The 19,470-nt window shown below is 73.0% G+C and carries 17 protein-coding genes; 5 read left to right on the top strand and 12 right to left on the bottom strand.

The genetic code is table 11. The features are described from left to right. Positions 1–291 precede the first annotated feature (291 nt). Both ABT092_RS29500 and ABT092_RS29495 read left to right on the top strand, forming a co-directional pair. A complete protein-coding gene (locus ABT092_RS29500; protein ID WP_351249292.1) occupies positions 292–1,095 on the top strand; it encodes a hypothetical protein in 804 nt (267 codons plus the stop codon). A gap of 142 nt (positions 1,096–1,237) precedes the next feature. Further along, the gene (locus ABT092_RS29495; protein ID WP_351249290.1) at positions 1,238–1,537 is read left to right on the top strand and encodes a hypothetical protein; all 300 of its coding nucleotides are present in this window, start codon (positions 1,238–1,240) and stop codon (positions 1,535–1,537) included. A gap of 94 nt (positions 1,538–1,631) precedes the next feature. Here the strand turns inward: ABT092_RS29495 and ABT092_RS29490 are convergent, their stop codons facing one another. The 3 genes from ABT092_RS29490 to ABT092_RS29480 all read right to left on the bottom strand — a co-directional run bounded on the left by ABT092_RS29490 (position 1,632) and on the right by ABT092_RS29480 (position 5,607). Then, positions 1,632–2,597, bottom strand: a complete 966-nt coding sequence (locus tag ABT092_RS29490; protein ID WP_351249288.1) for an aldo/keto reductase — start codon at positions 2,595–2,597, stop codon at positions 1,632–1,634. A 126-nt stretch (positions 2,598–2,723) separates the two neighbouring features. Further along, complete coding sequence (locus ABT092_RS29485) at positions 2,724–4,985, bottom strand: immunoglobulin domain-containing protein (RefSeq protein ID WP_351249286.1); 2,262 nt, start codon at positions 4,983–4,985, stop codon at positions 2,724–2,726. Positions 4,986–5,067: 82 nt separating this feature from the next. Further along, a complete protein-coding gene (locus tag ABT092_RS29480) occupies positions 5,068–5,607 on the bottom strand; it encodes a hypothetical protein (protein ID WP_351249285.1) in 540 nt (179 codons plus the stop codon). 316 nt (positions 5,608–5,923) lie between these two features. Here ABT092_RS29480 and ABT092_RS29475 point away from each other — a divergent pair, with 316 nt between their 5' ends. Then, positions 5,924–6,619, top strand: a complete 696-nt coding sequence (locus ABT092_RS29475) for a L,D-transpeptidase (protein ID WP_351249284.1) — start codon at positions 5,924–5,926, stop codon at positions 6,617–6,619. 86 nt (positions 6,620–6,705) lie between these two features. Here the strand turns inward: ABT092_RS29475 and ABT092_RS29470 are convergent, their stop codons facing one another. Beyond that, positions 6,706–7,611 carry a glycoside hydrolase family 19 protein gene (locus ABT092_RS29470; RefSeq protein ID WP_351249282.1) on the bottom strand — a complete coding sequence of 302 codons (906 nt, stop codon included), beginning with the start codon at positions 7,609–7,611 and terminating at the stop codon, positions 6,706–6,708. Between the two features lie 388 nt (positions 7,612–7,999). Next, on the bottom strand, positions 8,000–9,076 hold the full coding sequence (locus tag ABT092_RS29465; protein WP_351249294.1) for a chitinase: 1,077 nt from the start codon (positions 9,074–9,076) through the stop codon (positions 8,000–8,002). Between the two features lie 577 nt (positions 9,077–9,653). On the opposite strand from ABT092_RS29465, the gene ABT092_RS29460 reads away from it, so the two are divergent. Continuing rightward, the gene (locus tag ABT092_RS29460) at positions 9,654–10,703 is read left to right on the top strand and encodes a lactonase family protein (protein WP_351249280.1); all 1,050 of its coding nucleotides are present in this window, start codon (positions 9,654–9,656) and stop codon (positions 10,701–10,703) included. 73 nt (positions 10,704–10,776) lie between these two features. Here the strand turns inward: ABT092_RS29460 and ABT092_RS29455 are convergent, their stop codons facing one another. The 6 genes from ABT092_RS29455 to ABT092_RS29430 all read right to left on the bottom strand — a co-directional run bounded on the left by ABT092_RS29455 (position 10,777) and on the right by ABT092_RS29430 (position 16,778). Further along, positions 10,777–11,694, bottom strand: coding sequence for a sirohydrochlorin chelatase (locus ABT092_RS29455; RefSeq protein ID WP_351249278.1), 918 nt, complete (start codon positions 11,692–11,694; stop codon positions 10,777–10,779). A gap of 132 nt (positions 11,695–11,826) precedes the next feature. Further along, complete coding sequence (locus ABT092_RS29450; RefSeq protein ID WP_351249276.1) at positions 11,827–12,843, bottom strand: N-acetylglucosamine kinase; 1,017 nt, start codon at positions 12,841–12,843, stop codon at positions 11,827–11,829. Continuing rightward, positions 12,840–13,517 (bottom strand): uracil-DNA glycosylase, encoded by a 678-nt coding sequence (locus ABT092_RS29445; RefSeq protein ID WP_351249274.1) that lies wholly within the window; start codon positions 13,515–13,517, stop codon positions 12,840–12,842. Before ABT092_RS29445 ends, ABT092_RS29450 begins: the two co-directional genes overlap by 4 nt. A gap of 357 nt (positions 13,518–13,874) precedes the next feature. Beyond that, positions 13,875–14,969, bottom strand: a complete 1,095-nt coding sequence (locus ABT092_RS29440; protein ID WP_351249272.1) for a WD40/YVTN/BNR-like repeat-containing protein — start codon at positions 14,967–14,969, stop codon at positions 13,875–13,877. Positions 14,970–15,072: 103 nt separating this feature from the next. After that, positions 15,073–16,017, bottom strand: a complete 945-nt coding sequence (gene mmuM, locus ABT092_RS29435; protein WP_351249270.1) for a homocysteine S-methyltransferase — start codon at positions 16,015–16,017, stop codon at positions 15,073–15,075. Positions 16,018–16,073: 56 nt separating this feature from the next. Next, positions 16,074–16,778 carry a DUF305 domain-containing protein gene (locus ABT092_RS29430; RefSeq protein ID WP_351249268.1) on the bottom strand — a complete coding sequence of 235 codons (705 nt, stop codon included), beginning with the start codon at positions 16,776–16,778 and terminating at the stop codon, positions 16,074–16,076. 249 nt (positions 16,779–17,027) lie between these two features. Here ABT092_RS29430 and ABT092_RS29425 point away from each other — a divergent pair, with 249 nt between their 5' ends. Next, positions 17,028–18,551 (top strand): LVIVD repeat-containing protein, encoded by a 1,524-nt coding sequence (locus tag ABT092_RS29425; protein WP_351249266.1) that lies wholly within the window; start codon positions 17,028–17,030, stop codon positions 18,549–18,551. 63 nt (positions 18,552–18,614) lie between these two features. Here ABT092_RS29425 and ABT092_RS29420 read toward each other — a convergent pair whose 3' ends face one another. After that, a complete protein-coding gene (locus tag ABT092_RS29420) occupies positions 18,615–19,310 on the bottom strand; it encodes a TetR/AcrR family transcriptional regulator (RefSeq protein WP_351249264.1) in 696 nt (231 codons plus the stop codon). Between the last annotated feature and the right edge of the window lie 160 nt (positions 19,311–19,470).

The raw sequence follows: 19,470 nt of genomic DNA, 5'->3' as shown, positions 1-19,470 counted from the left end.
TCGGGGGGGGGCCCGCCGGGGGCGGGCCCGCGGGGGGGGCGGGGGGGGCCCCCGGGGGGCACCGGCCGAGGCGTCCGTCCGGGCTCCGCCCCCCGCCCCGCCGGCGGCGGGACGGTCCGCCGCTCACCCGCTTGCCGGAACCGGTCGGCGTGGCGGGGGCCGACCGCGGTGCAGGTGGGGGGCGGGAGCGGGGCCGGGCGGGTGATGCGGGGCACGGATGTGCGGGCGTGTCCGGCCGCGGGGGCGCACGGTAGGCGGGTTCCTGTTCGTCCGCCCTCCAGGGAGACCCGTATGCCCCTCGCCCCCCGACCGAGCCGTCCCGCCGTGCGCGGTCTGGCGCTCACCGCCACCCTGCTCGCCGTCGCCTCCCTGTCGACGGCTCCGGCCCGGGCGCAGGAGGGCGGCCTGCCGTCCCACCACTGCGTGCTCAACGGGTCCGCCGTGCCGCCCGGTCAGGCCGTGTACGGCACCCCGGGGGACGACGTCATCGAGTGCGAGAACGACGTGGAGAACGTCATCATCTGGGGGGCCGGCGGAGACGACAACATCCGGGTCAAGGGGTTGATCATCGATTCCCAGGTGCTCGGCGGGGACGGGGACGACCGCATCCAGACCAGCCATCTGTACCCCCGGGCCGACCAGGCCTCGGTGCGCGGCGGCGCCGGTGACGACACCATCATCGTGCCCACCGTGATGGGCAGCACCGAACACGGCGCCACCGTCTACGGGGACCAGGGCGCGGACACCATCACCGTCGGCACCGTCTCCGGTGCGCCGGGGCAGCACGCCCGCGGCGGCGGCCAGGTCTTCGGCAACGACGGGCCGGACACCATTTCGGCCGGGGTCATCGACTTCGGCGGACGGGTGCTGGGCGGCAGCGAGAACGACCTCATCGAGGCGAAGGGGGTCGGCCCCGAGGCGGGCGGCGTCATCCAGGGCGGCCCGGGCCGGGACACCATCCGCGGGACCAAGAACACCGTCCTGCTCGCCGGGCCCGGCTGGGGCCTGGTCGACGGCGGCCTCGACGTCGACGAGTGCCGGGTCGAGCACGCGAACCCGGAGCGGGCCCGCAGCACCATCGCGAGCTGCCCCTGACCGCGGACACCACGGCTCCCCTCCGTGCGGAGGGGAGCCGTTTCCGTACGCCCGTGCGCCCCGCACCCACCCCGGATGAGCCCCACGGGTGAGGGCGCGCCCCGGGCCGTGACCGGCCCGCGACTCGCCCGTTGCTCCGGACATGACCGCAACTCGACGCATCCTCGCCGCGGTGGCCCTGGCCTCCGGCGTCACCGGACTGACGGCCACCGCCGCGTCCGCCGCACCCCTTCCGCCGCAGGCACTGGAGGTGCCCTCCGTCATCGGCCAACTCGACGCACTGTCCGCTCAGTCGGTGGGCCCGGAGCACCAGGCCCGCATGCCCACCGTCACCGGGCAGGTCGGCACCGTCCAGCAGGGGCTGTCGCAGCTCGGCCAGCTCCGGCAGGTGACCGATCTGGTGGCCCCCGTGACGGGGCTGTTGCCCGCCGTGCAGACCTGAGCCCTCCGTCCTCCGCGGGCGCCGGGGCGGGAGCGGCAGTCGAAGACCGCCGCTCCCGCCCCGGCGTTCGGGAGGGAGTCGGCCGCGGCGCCGGTCAGCGGTTCACGGGGGACATGTCGGTGTAGCGGTCGCCGGCGGGGGCCGACAGCGCGTCGAGCCGGGCCAGTTGGGAGGCGTCGAGGCGGATCCCGTCGGCCGCCGCGTTCTCCTCCAGCCGGGCCGTCCGCTTGGTGCCGGGGATCGGCGCGATGGCGTCGCCCCGGCTCAGCAGCCAGGCGAGGGCGGTCTGTGCGGGGGTGGCGCCGAGGTCCCGGGCGACGGCCGCGACCTCGTCCGCGATGCGCAGGTTCTGGGCGAGGTTCTCCTCGCTGAAGCGGGGGTTGTCCTTGCGGAAGTCGCCGTCGTCCAGCTGGTCGCGGCTGCGGATGGCGCCGGTGAGGAACCCCCGGCCCAGCGGGGAGTACGGCACGAAGCCGATGCCCAGCTCCCGGGTGAGCGGCAGGACCTCCGCCTCCGGGTCGCGGGTCCACAGCGAGTACTCGGTCTGCACCGCGGCGACCGGGTGCACCGCGTGCGCCCGGCGGATCGTCTCCGGCCCCGCCTCGGACAGCCCCGCGTACCGGATCTTTCCTTCCGCGACCAGTTCGGCGAGCACCCCCATGGTGTCCTCGACGGGCGTGTCGGGGTCCACCCGGTGCTGGTAGTAGAGGTCGATGCGGTCCGTGCCGAGCCGTCGCAGCGAACCCTCCACCGCCGCCCGGACGTTCTCCGGCGAACTGTCCAGCCCTCGCCGCCCCCGGTGCGACAGGATGCCGAACTTGGTGGCGAGCACCACCTCGTCCCGGCGCCCGGCCAGTGCCCGTCCGAGCAACTCCTCGTTGGTGTAGGGCCCGTAGACCTCTGCCGTGTCGAGGAAGGTGACGCCCAGGTCGATGGCCCGGTGGAGGGTGCGCACCGCCTCGGCCTCGTCCGTTCCCGCACCGGTGTAGAACGCCGACATGCCCATGCAGCCGAGGCCGAGGCGGGAGACGTCGAGACCGCCGAGCGAGACGTGTCGCATGGAGTGTGCCCTTTCCTGGGGAGGCGGGTGTGCCACGGCCACGCTGCCAGAAGCCTCCGGTGCGCGGGCACCGACATGCCGGAGGCACCGGCGGGGACCCCGGACGTCCCGGGGCCGCGCCGCCGTTCAGCCCCGGGACGCCTGCTGCCCGGGGGCGGGCGCCCGGCCGGGGCGCCGCCGGCGCACGAGCGCCGCCCCCGCGGCGAGGAGGGCTGCCGCTGCCGCCGCCGCGGACAGGACGGTGGTCCCGGTCGAGGCGAGCGCACCGGAGCCGTCCCCGGCCGGGTCGGACCCGCCGGTCGCCGCGCCGCCGCCGCCGTCGGAGCCGCCGGCCGATCCTCCGCCCGCGGTGCCGCCGCTCGCACCGCCTCCCGTGGTGTCGGAGCCCTCGGTGCCCCCGACGTTCCCGCCACCGGTGACGCCTCCGGCCGCGGCACCTCCGACGGATCCGCCGCCGGTCGTCGTGCCGCCCGTGCTTCCCCCGCCGGTGTGCGCACCGGAGGTGCCGCCGCTGGTGGTGGGCTCCTCCTCGGCGACCGTCAGGGTCATGGGGCGGGTACGGGTGGTGCCTGCGGAGTTGCTGTACTCGGCCCGGAACCGGTGGCCGTCCTGGGAACGCGTCGCGGTGAACGCCAGGGTGTCGTCATCGGCGCCCGGCACGGTGCTCCAGGCGGTTCCCCCGTCCGTGCTCGTCTGCCAGCGCACGGTGGGCTCCGGCGCGCCCTCCGCCCGCGCGGTCAGCCGGACGTCCTCTCCGGGCTCGACCCGGAGGTCCGTGGGGGACGCGGTCACCTTCGGGGACGTGCGGCGCACCAGCTTGACGACCTTCCCCTCGACGGGATGGGTCACGTACACGGCCGCGCCACCGGGCGCCACGGCGACCGCGGCCGCACCGAGTTGACCGTGCAGACCGGGCAGGGCCACCGGCTCGGCGCGCCGCTCGTACTCCTCGGTGTCGTAGACGGTCAGCGACCCGTCGTTGTCGTTGCCCGGTTCCGCCAGGTCCCCACCGTCCTGACGCACCAGGAACGCACGGTCCGTGGCGCCGTCGAAGGTGACCGCGATGGCGTGGTCCGGGCCGTCGAGGGTGGTTGCCAGGCGGCCGTCCGGGTCGAAGACCAGGACCGTGCGGCCCGAGCCGAGCCACACGTCACCGCTCTCCGGGTCGACCTCCACGAAGCCGCTGGTCCCGTTGACCGGCACGGGGAGGTCGACGGACCGGCGCACCGTCAGGTTGACGGTTTCGATCTGGTACAGCCTTCCGGCGTCGAAGTCGACGAACCACGCATGGCGGCGGGTGGGGTCCACGGCGAACCTGCTGCCGCCGGGCAGCGTCAGCTCGCGCAGGACGGTGCCCGTCCCCGAGTCGACCTCGCTGAGCCTGTTGCCCTGGGCGACCAGGACGGCCGTCGGCGAGGAGGTGCCGGGGCCGACGTCGGTGACGGTGCTTCCGGCCAGCCACACCCCGCGGGCCGTGCGGTCGCCGTCGGTGGCGCTGCCGATGCCGCGCAGCGGGTACTGGAACCTGACCCCGTCACCGGGCAGCGGGGCCACCATCCGGGCCACGGCGGAGGTGCGCAGCCCGTTCGCGCCGGGGGCCTGGCTGATGTGCGAGCGGACCCGGCCGTCCGCCGGGTCGAGGACGTACAGTCCCCGTTCGTCGACGTCCGCGGTGTCCGGCAGGTTGTCGGCGCCGACGTAGAGCTTCCCGGACTCCGGGTGGACCAGGAGGTCCAACGGCTTCCCGGCGGTGGTGAACTGGGCGCTCTCCCGGTAGGACACCGTGCCTTCGGGGACGTCCACCCCGATGCCGCCGGGCGGGGGCGCCGCCGCGAAGGCGACGGGGACGCGGACGTCCTGGGTGCGGTCGCCCGCGCCCCGGTGGTCCACCCGCGTCACCACCGAACACCTGACCCTCTTGCAGTCGAGCCCGGTGGAGACGGCCTTGAGGTGGAGTTCGACGTCGAAGGTGCCGCCGACGCCGTACCCGGTGGCCAGATCGCCCTCGTAGGCGTCGCCCCGGGGGACGATCCACGCGGACGCCTTCGAGCCGCCGCTCATGTCGGCGCCGCCGGCGCAGGGCGAGGGGACCCGACCCGGGCCGTTGTCCTTGCACAGGGCCACGTAGATGCCCTTGGACTCGTCGTAGCCCTTGCCGGTGACCCGTACGGCCTGTCCCGAGGGGTCCAGCCCCTTGGTGACGGAGACGGACAGCTCCTGCCCGTCCCGGCCCCGTTCGGTGACCGGGGTGCCGGCGGCGCCGACCGCCGGGCCGGTCCCGGCGGCGAAGGCGGCGGGGCCCAGCACGCTCAGCAGGGCCGTGAGCGCCGCCGCCCTCCGTCTCCGGCTCGGGCGGCGGGGTGCGCGGGGCGATGGGTTGGCTGTCATGGCTTCCTCGTCGTACGGGGCCGGGGCGCGTGCGGGGGGCGGGTCCGGCCCCGGGGAGCCGGAGCCCGCCCCCGGTGGGGTGTCAGGAGAAGGTCACCGGGATGTGGACGTCGTACTTGCGGTCGCCGGCGTCGGTGTGGTCCGCTCGCGTGACGATGGCGCAGTCGACGGTGTCCCCGCAGACGTTGCCGCCGCCGAGGTCGGCCTTGACGTGGATGGTGGCCGAGAAGCTGCCCCCGCTGCCGAAGGTGGAACTGCTCGGGAGGGTGCCGCCGCCGAAGTTGCTCACCCAGTACGACGCGCCGGTGCTGCCGCTCTGGTCCTGGCCGCCGAGACACGGGGTCGGCTTGTTGGCGCCCTGGCTGCCGCTCACGGCGCACAGCCCGACGTAGATGCCCTGCCCGGCGTTGTAACCCGTCCCCGTGACGGTGATGTTGGCGCCCGTGGCGGCGGCGGTGTTGGGCGCGCTGATGGACAGGTTGTAGGTGGTGGCGCCGTCGACGATGGTGCGGCTTCCGGTGGCCGCCGACGCGGAGGAAGCCAGACCGAGGCTCAGTGCGGCGGCGGAGAACACGGCGATGCCCGCACGGGCGGCGGCGCGGGGGGTGGGCACAGCACTCATCCTGTGAGCACCTTTCTGAGCGGGGAGCAGGTGCGGGAGAGCCCCGGACACCCGTTCAACTTAGGCAAGGCACACCTAAGTTCATGTCCCGGGGATTGTCAACGGTCGGTAATGGGCTCGCAACGCCCTTGTGGGGAAGGGGTCCTGGCGCCCAGGCTGCTGGGACGGGACCGGGTGGAGGGAGGTCGGGCATCGAATGTCCCGTTCCGGAGACAAAGGTCCGAGCCGCGTGACAGATGGCGGGCGCGTACAACCAATGCCTTCGGAGCCCGGTCTAGCAGGGCGCAACGAGCGGAACGGAGAGGAGAGGGCGGACATGGGGGAGACGCGCAGGAGATGGGGTGCGGCGGTCGGGATCGCCGCCGTGGTGGTGCCGTTGACGGTGGTGCTCGGGGCGGCGCCCGCGAGCGCCGCGTCCTGCACCGCGCAGGCCGGCCCGTACCAGAAGAAGGTGGAGAAGTTCCTCGGCCGTCCGGTGGACGGCCGGCAGTCGACCACCGACTGCAAGGCGATCCAGAAGTTCCAGCGGACGCACGGCATCACGTCGTCCGCCGGCTATGCGGGAAAGATCACCTGGGGTGTCATGGACCTGATGCAAAAGCAGAAGGCCGTGGGCAACAAGCCCAACCGGGAGGGGCGTTGCCCGACCAACCGGGGGCGCATCGCCTGCGTCAACCTGACCCTCCAGATCAGTTGGATCCAGGACGGCAACCGCGTCAAGTTCGGGCCGGTCCCGGTCCGCACCGGCCGGGACGGAGACGAGACGCGCACCGGTCTGAAGAGGATCGGTTGGCGCAACATCGACCACCACTCGACCCTCTACGACGTGCCCATGCCCTACGCCCAGTTCTTCGACGGCGGGCAGGCGTTCCACGCGGCGGGCGTCAGCATGTGGAACCCGCCGGGCTCGCGCGGCTGCGTGAACATGCGCAAGGGCGACGCCAAGACGTACTGGTCCCACCTCCGCAGCGGCGACGACGTCTTCGTCTACGGCAGGAAGCCCGGCACCTGAACCGTCGGGCGGAGCCGCGGGCGGGGACGACGCGAACGGGCCGGGGGCGTGCCCCCGGCCCGTCGCCGTTCACTCGCAACCGTGCGTCAGCAGTAGAGGTTCCCGCCGGTGGGGACCCCGAGGATGCGGGTGAAGTCCTTGTAGCGCTTCACCCGGCTCTCGACCTGGCGGGGGTTGCCGCCCTCGCACTCCAGCGCGCCGTTGATCGCCCGGATCGACTGGGCGAAGCCCGCGCCGCTCACCATCGCGTCGTGGCCGGTGATCGGGCCGGGACCGTCCTGGGTGTTCCAGTACCACAGGCCGGTCATCATGGCGACCGCCGGGTTCCTCTCGACCTCCCAGGGGTCGTTCAGCAGGTCGATGCCGAGGTAGTCACCGGCCGTCTTGTAGTTGAAGTTCCAGCTCAGCTGGATCGGACCGCGACCGTAGTACGCCGACTGCCCGGCCGGGCAGCCGTACGGCATGGTCTTGTCGCAGTAGTGCGGGTAGTTGGCCTCGTTGATCTCCTTGATGTAGTAGAGGCCGCCGGTCTCGTGGCTGATGTTCGCGAGGAAGGCCGCGGCCTCCTGCTTGCGCTGGGTGTCCGTACCGGTGTGGGCGAACTTCGGGAACGCCTTCATCGCGTCCGTCAGGCCCTTGTAGGTGTAGAACGGGTTCCGGCGCGGGAACATCTCGTTGAACTGGGCCTCGCTCACCACGAAGCTGTTGTGGTTCGGGTTGCCGTTGCCGCCGCAGGTGTACGCGTCCCAGTAGTAGGTGCTCACCACGGGGTTGTAACCGGGGTTGTTGCGCTCGGCGATGTACACGCTGCCGTCCGTGTACTTGACGATGTCGCCGGTCTGGTAGTTCGCGCCGGACGACCAGGTGGGCGCGATGGCGCACTCGTCCGTGCCGGTCGCGGCGTTCGCCGAGGCGGGCACGACCAGGGTGGCGGCGAACGAGCCCACGGCCGCGAGGCCGACCGCAAGCGTCTTCAAACGATCTCTGAGCACGGGTCTTGTTCCCCTTCGAGCTTTCAACAGGCACGCCTGACCAGCCCAGTTGACCGAGTCGAATCGGTCTGGGCTCGCCGTGGCGGGTGTAGGGCTCAGCCAAGCGTTCGGACGGTCGCGCGTCAAGGTCTAGACCACAATGGATCTTGCTCTAACTCGAAGAAAAAGAAAGGTTGTTATTCCGAACGCCGCAGATCGGACCCCCTAGGGGGGACGGCTCCCGAAAATGTAAGGGGCACCCACGCGCCCGTTGCGGAGGGTGCAAGGCGGACCCTGCGGAAACGCAGAAGTGGGCGGGGTCCCGGACCGCGGCCGCTTCCGCGATCCGGGACTCCGCCCGGGTCCCCGGGCCGCCCACGACGTCGGCCCGGAGAGGATTGAGGTGGCGTCAGCGTCCCTGGAGAGCCTTCACGTTGTCGCCGAACGTCCAGTTGCGCGAGCCGTCCCAGTTCAGCGACCAGGTCATCAGGCCCTTGAGTTGACCGTTGTAGTGGTTCCACGCCTGGGAGACCAGGGAGGGGGACATGTAGCCGCCTCCGGCACCCTGTTGGGCCGGCAGACCGGGCACCTGCTTGTCGTACGGGACCCGGATCGTGGTTCCCTGGACCACCAGCCCGCGGTCGAGGCAGTCGGTCTGGGCCACGAAGCCCTGCACCGTGCCGGCGTTGTACGAGTCCCAGGAGCAGCCGTACATGCTGCCGTTGTAGTACTGCATGTTCAGCCACCACAGCCGGCCGTTGTCGGCGTACTTCTTGATGACGGGCAGGTAGGAGCCCCAGATCGAGCCGTACACGATGCTGCCGCCGGTCACGTAGGCCGTTTCGGGCGCCATCGTGAGGCCGAAGTTGGACGGCATCTGGGCCAGCACCCCGTCGATGATGCGGATCAGGTTGGCCTGCGAGGCGGAGAGGGTGTTGATGTTGCCGCTGCCGACCAGGCCGGTCTCGATGTCGATGTCGATCCCGTCGAAGTTGTACTTCTTGAGGATCGGGACGATCGTGGCGACGAACCGGTCGGCCACCGCGCTGGAGCTCAGGTCGATGCCGGCCGCCGCGCCGCCGATGGACATCAGGATGGTCTGTCCCGCGGCCTTCGCCGCGCACATCTGCTCGGGCGTGGGCACCTTCACGGTGCTGTCCATGCCGTCCTCCCACAGCACCGTTCCGTCCGAGCGGATCACGGGGAAGGCGGCGTTGAGCACGTTGTAGCCGTGCTGGGTGATCCGGCCGTCGTCGATGGGGATCCAGCCGAGCGGGGGGTGGACGCCGTTCGCCGCGCCGTCCCAGTTCTCCCAGTACCCCTGGAGCACCTTTCCGGTGGGCTTGGACTTCACCGCACAGGTGCTGGTGGTGGTCTCCGAGGCGGTGGGGGCGGCCCCGGCGGAGGCCGGCGCCGCGGCGGCGGTCAGGGGGACCGCGGTGGCCAGGGCCAGACCGATGCCGAGCAGTCGTGCCCTGCGGCCGATGCTGCGGAACATGCTGTGCTCCCTTCGAACCGGTCGACCCGCGCGCCCCTGGAGAGGGCGGCGGGTCACGGAAGTGGTCGGCGGGAGGCGGCGTGCGGGGGGAGCACGCCACCTCCCGGGTGGGGGGAACCCGAAGACGTGCGCGAAACGGTGCGGGAGTGCGGGGGTGTGGGGGAGGTGACGGTGGGGGACGTCAGGAGTGGGGGGGTGGGGTGGTGTTGCCATACCGTAAGTTGGTCCAGACCTAGCGTCAATAGGTCTGGACCAAAACGCAGTTGAGAGTGCGATGGCCCCGCGGCTCCGCCGTGGACGGTCCGCTCGACGCCCGGGGTGGGGGCGTTCCGGGCGCTGCGGTGGTGTCGGTGTTCCCTTTCGGGTGGTCTTGTCGGCCTTCGTGCGGGCCTCCTGTCGATTCGGGCCGGGCGTCGGGGCGCGTCGCGCGCCGGCGGCGCCGGGGGTGCCGGTGTGTGCGATCCCGGTCCCTCGTGTGGGAAACATCGCTACAGACTTGGTCTAGACCGATCGCTTTCGGCTGCTAACGTCGGCGCAGCAATTCGGCAGTCGAGAGGAGACAGCTGTGGCAACGGGCCGCGGGCATGCCGGGCGGGCGTACGTGGGATCGTTCACGGCCGCCGGGGGACCGGGCGTCGTGACGGCGTCCGTGGACCCGGTCACCGGCGCCCTCCACCTCCTCGGCGCCACCGACACGGTCGCCGATCCCTCGTACCTCGCGCTCTCCTCGGACGGCGCCGTCCTGTACGCGGTGAGCGAGACCTCCCCCGGGGCCGTCACGGCGCTCGACGTCACCGCCGACCGTCCGCGCCCGATCGGCCCGCCCGTGCTGGTGGGGGGCGACGGGCCCACCCACCTCGCCCTGTACCGGAACCACCTGCTGACCGCCAACTACGGTTCCGGCAGCGTGAGCGCCGTCCCCCTGCGCTCCGAGGGAGCCCTCGCGCAGAAGCCCTCGGGCGTGCTCGTCCACGAGGGCACCGGACCCCACCCCCAGCGCCAACAGGCCCCGCACGCCCATCAGGTGCTGCCCGCCCCCGGGGGCCGGTGGGCGGTGAGCGTGGACCTCGGCACGGACTCGGTGCGGGTCTTCGACCTCGCGGGGTCCGGAGAGCCGCGGGTCCACCGGGAGGTCGCCCTACGCCCCGGCAGCGGGCCCCGGCACCTGGTGTTCCATCCGGGCGGGAGCCATGCGTACGTGGTGAACGAGTTGGCCCCGACGCTGACGGTCTGCCGGTGGGACGGCGGGGAAGGGGTGCTCCGTCCGCTGACGGAGGTCGCGCTGCTGCCGGAGGCGCCCGAGGGGGACGCCTACCCGTCCGCGGTCACGGTCGACCCCGACGGACGGTTCGTGTGGGTCGCGGTCCGCGGCACGGACGTCCTCTCCGTGCTGGCCGTGGAGGAGGAAGGGGCGGGACTGCGCCGCCTCGCCACGGTCCCGTGTGGAGGCCGCTGGCCCCGCGACCTGACGGTGGACCCCACGGGCCGACGCCTCTACGCGGCGAACGAGCGCTCGGGCGACGTGACCTGGTTCGACGTCGACCCGCTGACCGGTCTGCCGACTCGTGCGGGCTCGGTGCCGGTGCCCGCCGCGTCCTGCGTCGTCCTGCGCTGATCCCTTCCGCGCCGGACGGTGCGGTACCGGAAGCCGTCGACCGGCCCGCCCGGAGGGGCGGGCCGACGAGGCGTCAGCGCTGGGCGGCGCCCGCGCCGGTGAGCGGGATGCCGAGCGCGGTGGCGTACTTGGACAGCACCAGCTTGCCGATCGCGGGGTAGGCACCCAGCGGCTCCGCCGCCGCGCAGCCCGCCTCCTTGGCCGCGGCCTCCAGCAGGATCGGGTCGATCTCCGGACCGATCAGGTACGGCGCCAGCGCGAGCTGCCCGGAGCCGGAGGAGCGCAACTGCTCGGCGATCTCCGCGATGGAACCCTCCTGGTCGAGGGCGGCGGCCATCACCGGCACGGCGAGCCGTGCGGCGAGCAGCATGCCGGTGATCCCCGCCGCCTGCGCGGCCTCCTCGCCCCCCACCGAGGCGATGATGATGCCGTCGGCCGCCGTGGCCACGGTGAAGAGTCGGGCCCGGTCCGCGCGGGCGAGCCCGGCTTCGGAGAGCCGCACGTGCAGCGCCTCGGCGAGCAGCGGGTGGGGGCCGAGGGCGTCGGTGATCTCGGCGGCCACCTTGCTGTCGTTGACGGCCTTGCGGACGTCCCGCAGGAGCGAGCCGTCGGCGCCCGCGAGCAACGGCACCACGACCGCGACGGGCCCTTCGGGCTCGGTCGCCTCGGAGCCCGCCGCACGGGCCTGCTCGTAGCGGGCGGTGCGCTCCTGCGCGGCGTGCGCGAGGAGCGAGGAGAGCGCCGGGAACTCGTCGTCCCCGCAGAGGTAGCCGATCCGGGCGTCGAGCCCGGGCAGTTCGGCGCGCGCGATGCTCACGACCTCCTCGGCGAGGCTCCGCACGGAACCACTGGGCGTCCCCGGGACCGCCAGGACGAGCGCGGGCGCCCCCTCGGGGGCGACCGCGGGCTCAGGGCGACGGTGGCGTCCTGACTGACGAGGGCGCGGCATGCGTACGGGCAGGTCGTTGGCTGGCCCAGTGGGGGTGCTCATGGCGCCGCATGCTACTGGCTTCACCCCCCTCCCCGTTCGGGGAGGGGGCAGGTGAGCGGCATCTATCAGATTTTGTCCGATTGATCTCGTTCATCTGACTCATTGGAAGGATGCCTCCCGAACGCGCGAGCGTCAGACGTCCGGCGGGGTGGTGCGGACGGACAGCATGCGGGCGTCGACCGGCAGCCCGAGGTTCCCCGCGGCCAGCCCGGTGGCGATCCGGACCGAACCGAGCAGCGGGTCGCCGTCGGCCGCGGTCCGCCGCGCGCCAGGCAGCCGCTCGGACAGCTCCGCGGCCAGCGGGCGGAGCAGCGGGTCGCCCATCTTGAACAGCCCGCCGGTGAAGGCCACGTCGAAGGTTCCTTCCGCGGGCGCGACCGCGGCCGTGGTGTCCACGATGTGCGCGGCGGCCCGGCGCAGGATGCCCGCGGCCACCGGGTCCGGTTCCTTGCCGCCGGCGCCGGAGGCGCAGGCGGCCACGGAGGGCGCGAAGGAGGCGAGGACGGCCGGCCGGTCCGTGCGCGGGTAGAGCCGTCCGGGCAGGCCCTCCGGCTCGCCGAAGGTCTGCACGGCCCGCGCGAGCAGGGCCGCGGAGCCGCCGCGCCGCCCGTCGAACGCCCGCATGGCGGCGTCGAGTCCGGCGCGGCCGATCCACGCGCCGCCGCCGCAGTCGCCGAGCAGGTGGCCCCAGCCGTCGGCGCGGCGCCAGTCGCGGAGGTCGGTGCCGGTGGCGATCATGCCGGTGCCGCCGGCGACGACCACGCCCGGACGGTTGTCGAGCGCGCCCGCGTAGGCGGTGACCACGTCGCAGGCCAGAGCGAGCCGGCGCACGCCGAGTTCCCGGGCGAAGCCGTCCGGGAGTTCGGCGTGCAGCCGGTCGCCGAGGGAGAACAGTCCGGCGGCTCCCACGGCCGCGGCGGCGAGTTCGCTGATCCCGGCGTCCGCCATCAGGGTCCGTGCCATGGGAACGAGCTGTTCCAGGAAGTGTTCGGCGTCGATGCCGCCGGGGCCGGTGCGCACCGGCTGGCCGGAGGTGAGCGGCGCGGAGCGGGCGCGGCCGTCCGACGCGAGGACGACGCGCAGCCCGGAACCGCCGGAGTCGACGGCGAGGACCGCGGACGGGGGGTGCGGGCGCCCGGCGGCGGTCACGGCAGCCGCCAGTCGACGGGCCGGGCCCCCTGCTGGACGAGCAGGTCGTTGGCGCGGCTGAACGGGCGGGAACCGAAGAAGCCGTTGTCGGCCGACATGGGCGAGGGGTGCACGGACTCCACCGCCGGGAGGTCGCCGAGCAGCGGCCGGACGTTGCGGGCGTCCCGGCCCCACAGGATGGACACCAGCGGGCGCCCGCGCGCGGCGAGCGCGCGGATGGCCTGTTCGGTGACCGCCTCCCAGCCCTTGTTCCGGTGGGCTCCGGGCTTGCGCGGGGCAGTGGTGAGGGCCTTGTTGAGCAGCAGGACGCCCTGTTCGGTCCACGGGGTGAGGTCGCCGTTGGAGGGCGGAGCGACGCCCAGGTCGCTGGTGAGTTCCCGGTAGATGTTGATCAGGCTTCCGGGGAGCGGACGGACCTCGGGCGCCACGGAGAAGGACAGCCCCACGGCATGGCCCGGCGTGGGGTACGGGTCCTGACCGACGATCAGGACCCGTACCTCGTCGAAGGGCTGTTGGAAGGCGCGCAGCACGTGCGCTCCGGCGGGCAGGTAGGTGCGACCCGCGCCGATCTCCGCGCGCAGGAAATCACCCATCCGGGTGATTTGGTCGGCAACGGGTTCCAGGGCCTTGGCCCACCCCGCCTCGACGATCTCGTGCAAAGGTCGTGCTGCCACGCGGACGTGCCCCCCAGGTGCTCAGATGTGCGGAGTGACCCGCGCGGGGTGTCGTAGGCCCGCGCGGCTCGAAGAGTACCGCCGTACGAGAAGGTTCCTTACCCCGGGACGGCCACGCGATTCCCCCCGCGTGACGCCCCCGAGGGCCCGGCAGATGCACTCCACACGCTTGCAGTACGGGCATACGGGGACCACGGTGGTCTCCTTCCATGACTGGGGATGTCGGTTCCTTATCCCTCCCTTAGAGAAACGGGTAAGGGCGTGTGCAGGTTTCGAAAGGGAATGAAGACTCCATGATGTTTTACGTCACGTCGATTTTCGGCCAGGGTGGCTGAACAGGCACTCTGTTGCATCGTGTTATGGCGCGACTGCGGCCCGCACACACAGGACGTCCGGGAGGTGCGAGGCGAGTTGGTGCCAGGTGTCACCGTCATCTCGCGAGGCGTACAATTCGCCGTTGCGATTGCCGAAGTACACGCCTGCGGGGTCCGCGTCGTCGGTGCACAGGGCGTCCCGCAGCACCGTCCCGTAGTGGTCCCCGGTGGGCAGGCCGACGGTCAACGCCTCCCAACTGCCCCCGGCGTCCTGGGTGCGGAACACCCGACAGCGGCGGTCGGCCGGCACCCGGTCCCAGTCGGCGTTGATCGGGTACACGTAGGCGGTGTCCGGCTGGCGCGGATGCGTGGCCGCGGCGAAGCCGAACGTCGACGGCAGGCCCGCGCCGATGTCCGTCCAATGCCCTCCCGCGTCGTCGCTGCGGTACACGCCCCAGTGGTTCTGGAGGTAGAGCCGGTCGGGGTCCGCCGCGTCCTGGGCGACCTTGTGGACGCACTGGCCGAACTCCGGGTGCTGATCGGGCAGGAACACCGCGGAGACGCCCGCGTTCGACGGTGCCCAACTCGTCCCGCCGTCCACGGTGCGGAACACGCCGGCCGCGGACACGGCCACGGTCACCGCCGCGGGGTCGCGGGCGTCGGTGACGACGGTGTGCAGCCCCTCCCCGCCCCCACCGGGCTCCCAGCGGGAACGGGTCGGGTGCTCCCACAGCGGGCGGACCAGCGCGAAGCTCTCCCCGCGGTCCTCCGAGCGGTACAGCGCCGCCGGCTCCGTGCCCGCGTACACCACGTCCGGCTCCGCCGCGGCCGGGTGCAGCTGCCACACCCGTTCCAGGGACGCGCCGGTGTCCCGGGGGAACCGGATGGCCGGGCTGGACGGCTCGTGCCAGGTGCGGCCCAGGTCGTCGGAGTGGAACACCGAGGGTCCCCAGTGCGCGCTGTCGGCGCCCACCAGCAGCCTCGGCACCCCGGCCCGGGTGTCGATGGCCACCGCGTACACGGCCTGCGAAGGGAAGTGCGGCCCCTCGTCGAAGGTCCACGGTCCCCGGGGGCCGCGGCGGCCCAGGAACAGGCCCTTGCGGGTGCCCACGGCGAGGAGTGCGTCGGTCTCGGTCATCGGGGTGCCTTTCGAACCTCGTGCTCAGCCGTGCCGGCCCCCCTCACCCACTGTGTACCCGATCACCGGGCGCGACGAGCGCCCAGGCGTCCCCTCCGGTGTGTCACCGGCGCCGGGCCGCCACCCCGGCCGCGATCTCGGACACGGCGGTCGGTCCCACCCGGCAGCAGCCGCCCACCAGCCGCGCCCCCGCCGCCCACCAGGCGTCCACCCGGTCGGCGGCGAACCGGACGGGCCCCGCCCACGTCCGGCGTGCCGCGTCCCACCGTTCACCGCTGTTCGGGTACACCACCACCGGCTTGCCCGTGACCCGGGCCGCGAGGGCCACCGCGGCGTCCGCGTCGTCGGGGGTACAGCAGTTCACGCCGACCGCGACCACCTCGTCCGCCTCGGCGGCCACCGCGAACGCCTCGACGAGCGGCTGCCCGGCACGGGTGCGGTCCCCCAGGACGCTGTAGGAGAGCCAGGCCGGCACCCCGAGCCCCCGCACCGCGCGGACCAGGGCGCGCCCCTCGTCCGCGTCGGGAACCGTCTCCAGGGCCAGGACGTCGGGGGCCGCCTCGGCGAGCACCTCCAGCCGGGGCCGGTGGAAGCGCTCCAGTTCCGCGACGCCCAGACCGTAGCGCCCCCGGTACTCCGAACCGTCCGCGAGCATCGCCCCGTAGGGTCCGACGGACGCCGCCACCCACCGGGGCCGCCCGTCCGGCGCCCCGCTGGCAGCCTCCCGGGCCAGCTCCACGCCGAGCCGCAGCAGTTCCGCCGCCCGTCTCCGGTCCGCGCCGCACCGGGCGAAGCCCTCGAAGGTCGCCTGGTAGGTGGCCGTGGTGGCGAGGTCCGCGCCCGCGGCGAAGTACGCCCGGTGGGCGGCGACGATCGCCCGGGGGCGTTCCGCCAGCAACCGCGCCGACCACAACGCCCCGTCGAGCCGCTCGCCGCCGGCCTCCAGCTGGTTCGACAGTCCGCCGTCCAGCACCAGTGGGCCCCGGGCCAGGGCGGCGAGGAACGAGGTTGCCGGGCCGCTCCGGGCACCCGCGGTGTTCGCGTCCATCCTTCGACGCTAACCCGCCGGGCGGCGGTGCGGGACGGAGCGGGGCGCCGGCCGGATCACAGGAGCGCGCGCATCCGTCCGATCTCGGCGGTCTGTTGGGCTATCACGTCGTTCGCCATCTCCTCGATCCGCACGTTGGTGCCCCCGGAGAGCGCGTCGACGGCCATGGACACCGCCCCCTCGTGATGCGTGATCATCAGCTTGAGGAACAGGGCGTCGAAGGCCCTGCCCCCGGCCGCCCGCAACGTCGCGAGCTGGTCCTGGGTGGCCATGCCGGGCATGGAGTGGTGGTCGTGGCCCGCCCCGGAGTCGCCCTCCGCCTCGCGGTGCTCCTCCAACCACCCCTCCATGGCGCCGATCTCCGGCTTCTGGGCGGCGGCCACCCGGGCGGCCAGGCGCTTGACCTGCCCCGAGGAGGCGCGTTCGGGGACGAGTTCGGTCATCACCAGGGCCTGTCGGTGGTGACGGATCATCATCCGGGCGTAGGTGAAGTCGGCGGCATTCGGCGAGTCGTCCGCGATGCGTTCCTTCGCGTCCTTCGCCGACAGGGTCTCCGCCGCCTCGCCCGGCCGCCCCGGGGCGATGACGGAGGGGCCGCCGACGTCCTCCTTCCCGGTGTCGTCCCCCCGGCAGCCGGCGAGGGCGAGCGCGGTGGACGCGCAGAGCAGGGCGGCGACCAGGCGGCGTGCCCGTGCCCGTCGCTCGCCGCGCGGGGCCGGGGTGCGGGCTGCTTCGAGGTCGGTGCCGGGGGGACGGGACAAGTCATCCTCCTGCGCGGTGAAGGGAACGGCGTGCCCCGCGAGGGGGCGCGGCGCCGTGCGGGGTCGTGCTCGGGCCGGCGATCGGCCGCGGTGGACGTGCCGTTGTCCGTCTTAGCACCCCGTCACGGACGTCGATCGGAAACCTTTGTGACGATCATGTTTCTCCTCTATTGATATGAGCATGACGAAGACGATACTGCGGGTGTCCGTGAACCGTTCCCACTGCGAACGGCGAAGAGGGAGAACACAGTGATCCTGTCGAACGATCCCCGATCACGGCGCAGACGCCTGGGCGCCGCCGTCGCGGCGGCCGGGCTGCTCGCCGCACTCGTCACCGCCGCCCCCGCCGGGGCGATCCCCGACCCCGGTGACGTCCCCGCGACCCCCGAACGGGTGTCCCAGAGCGACCTCCGGGAGACCCGGGAAGCCATGGCCGCGGGAGAGATACCCGGTCAGGACGAGGTCGTCCACTCCGACAACATCGAGCACCTGGCCAACGTCCCCAAGGACGCGCTCCCCGGCACCAACTCGGACCTGGCCTTCCAGGGGAAGTACGCGTTCGCCGGCAACTACGACGGGTTCCGCATCCTCGACGTCAGCGACCCGAGGGCGCCGAAGACCGTTTCCCAGGTGCTCTGCCCGGGTTCGCAGAACGACATCTCGGTCTCCGGGAACCTGCTCTTCCTGTCGACCGACTCGTCCCGCAGCGACGACTCCTGCGCCAGCCGGTCGCAGCCGGCGACCGTCAAGGACTCGTGGGAGGGCATCAAGGTCTTCGACATCAGCGACAAGAGCAACCCGAAGTACGTCTCCTCGGTGGAGACCGCCTGCGGGTCGCACACCCACACCCTGGTGCCGGACCGTCGGAACGTCTACGTGTACGTCTCCTCCTACGCGCCCAACGCGGCGTTCCCCGACTGCCAGCCGCCGCACGACGGCATCTCCGTGATCAAGGTGCCCAAGAAGGCGCCCGCGAAGGCCGCGCTCGTCGGCTTCCCGGTGCTCTTCCCCGGCGACGGCCCGGACGGCGGCGGCAACCCGGGCGGCCCCACCAACCCGGGCGTCTCCAAGACCACCGGCTGCCACGACATCACGGTGCTGCCCTCCGAGGACCTCGCCGCCGGTGCCTGCATGGGCGACGGGATCCTCTTCTCCATCGAGGACCCGGAGAACCCGAAGGTCATCGACGTGGTGCAGGACAACGTCAACTTCGCGTTCTGGCACTCCGCGACCTTCAACCAGACCACCAAGAAGGTCGTCTTCACCGATGAGTTGGGCGGCGGGGGCGGCGCCACCTGCAACGCGGCCACCGGGCCGAACCGCGGCGCCAACGGCATCTACGACCTCGTGGGCCGCGGCGACGACCGGGAGTTGGTCTTCCGCAGCTACTTCAAGATCCCGCGCCACCAGGCCGACACCGAGAACTGCGTGGCCCACAACGGGTCCCTCATCCCGGTGCGGGGCAGGGACCTGATGGTCCAGGCGTGGTACCAGGGCGGCGTCTCCGTGTGGGACTTCACCGACTCCGCCAGGCCGAAGGAGATCGCCTTCTTCGAACGCGGGCCGCTCAGCACGACCGCCCGGGCCACCGGCGGATCGTGGTCGGCGTACTACTACAACGGCCACATCTACTCCAACGACATGGCCAAGGGCTTCGACGTCCTGCGGATCGACGACCGCCGCACCGACCCCGCCGAACGGGTCCGGCAGCACGAGTTGAACGTCCAGACCCAGCCGGACTACTTCGACCGGGACGACGAGGACGACGACTAGCGATCCACCGCTCGGACGACCCGAGGAGCACCGCCCCCGCACCGACGGTGCGGGGGCGGTCCCTCACCCGGGCTCGCCGCCGCCCCCGCCGGCACGGTGCGCGTCCAGGTCGAAGAGGCCGGAGAAGTCCGCCGCCCCGCTCCCGGCCGCCGTCCGCGGCGGGTCCGTGCTCGGCGGTGACCCCAGCTCCCAGGCCAGCCCGTACCGCCGGAACAACTCGGCCCGCAGCACCTCCGCGGGCATCGGGGCGCCCGGCAGGAGCACCGCGAACACCGAGCCCATCAGCAGCGCCCGCAACAGCGGGTAGTCCGCGTCCGGATCCTCGGATCCGTACCGGGCGACCGTATCGCGCAGCACCTCTGCGAGCCGCTGCTGTTCGGCGCAGCGGACGAAGCCCTCCGGCTGGAGGACGCCCGCCATGTGCGCCCGCATCAGCACCGTGCGGTCCCGGGCGAGGCCGAGGACCGCGTCGATGGCCCGTGCCAGCCGCTCGTCCCCCCGGGCCGGCCGGGGCTCGCGTTCCAGGGCCGCGGCCACGGTGGTGTGCATCAGCCGGTGCACCGCCGACTGGAAGAGGTGCCGCTTGCCGGGGAAGTAGTACGACACCAGCCCCCGTGCGGCCCCCGCCCGGTCAGCGATGTCGGCGAGGGTCGTCGCCTCGTACCCCCGCTCGCCCACCAGTTCCACGGTCGCCCGCAGCAAGCGCTCACGGCTACGGCGTCGCAACTCCTCGTTGACCGATGCGCTGCGCGGGGTCATCCTGTACTCCTGCGTTGACTGGCTTCCAGCCAATATACTCAGCGGCGCCGGTGACAGCCGTCGGCTCCGCCGGGGCCGTGGGGGGGCGGGCCGCGGGGGGGGGCGCGCCCCCCCCCCCGGCGACCAGGAGGGCACGGGCGCCGGCGCGGGCGGCCCCCCC

Origin of the sequence: Streptomyces sp. NPDC002490, assembly GCF_040296045.1 — a bacterium.
Lineage (GTDB): Bacteria > Actinomycetota > Actinomycetes > Streptomycetales > Streptomycetaceae > Streptomyces.
The sequence above is the reverse complement of the archived record's forward strand: the minus strand, read 5'-3'. Positions and strand labels throughout refer to the sequence as shown.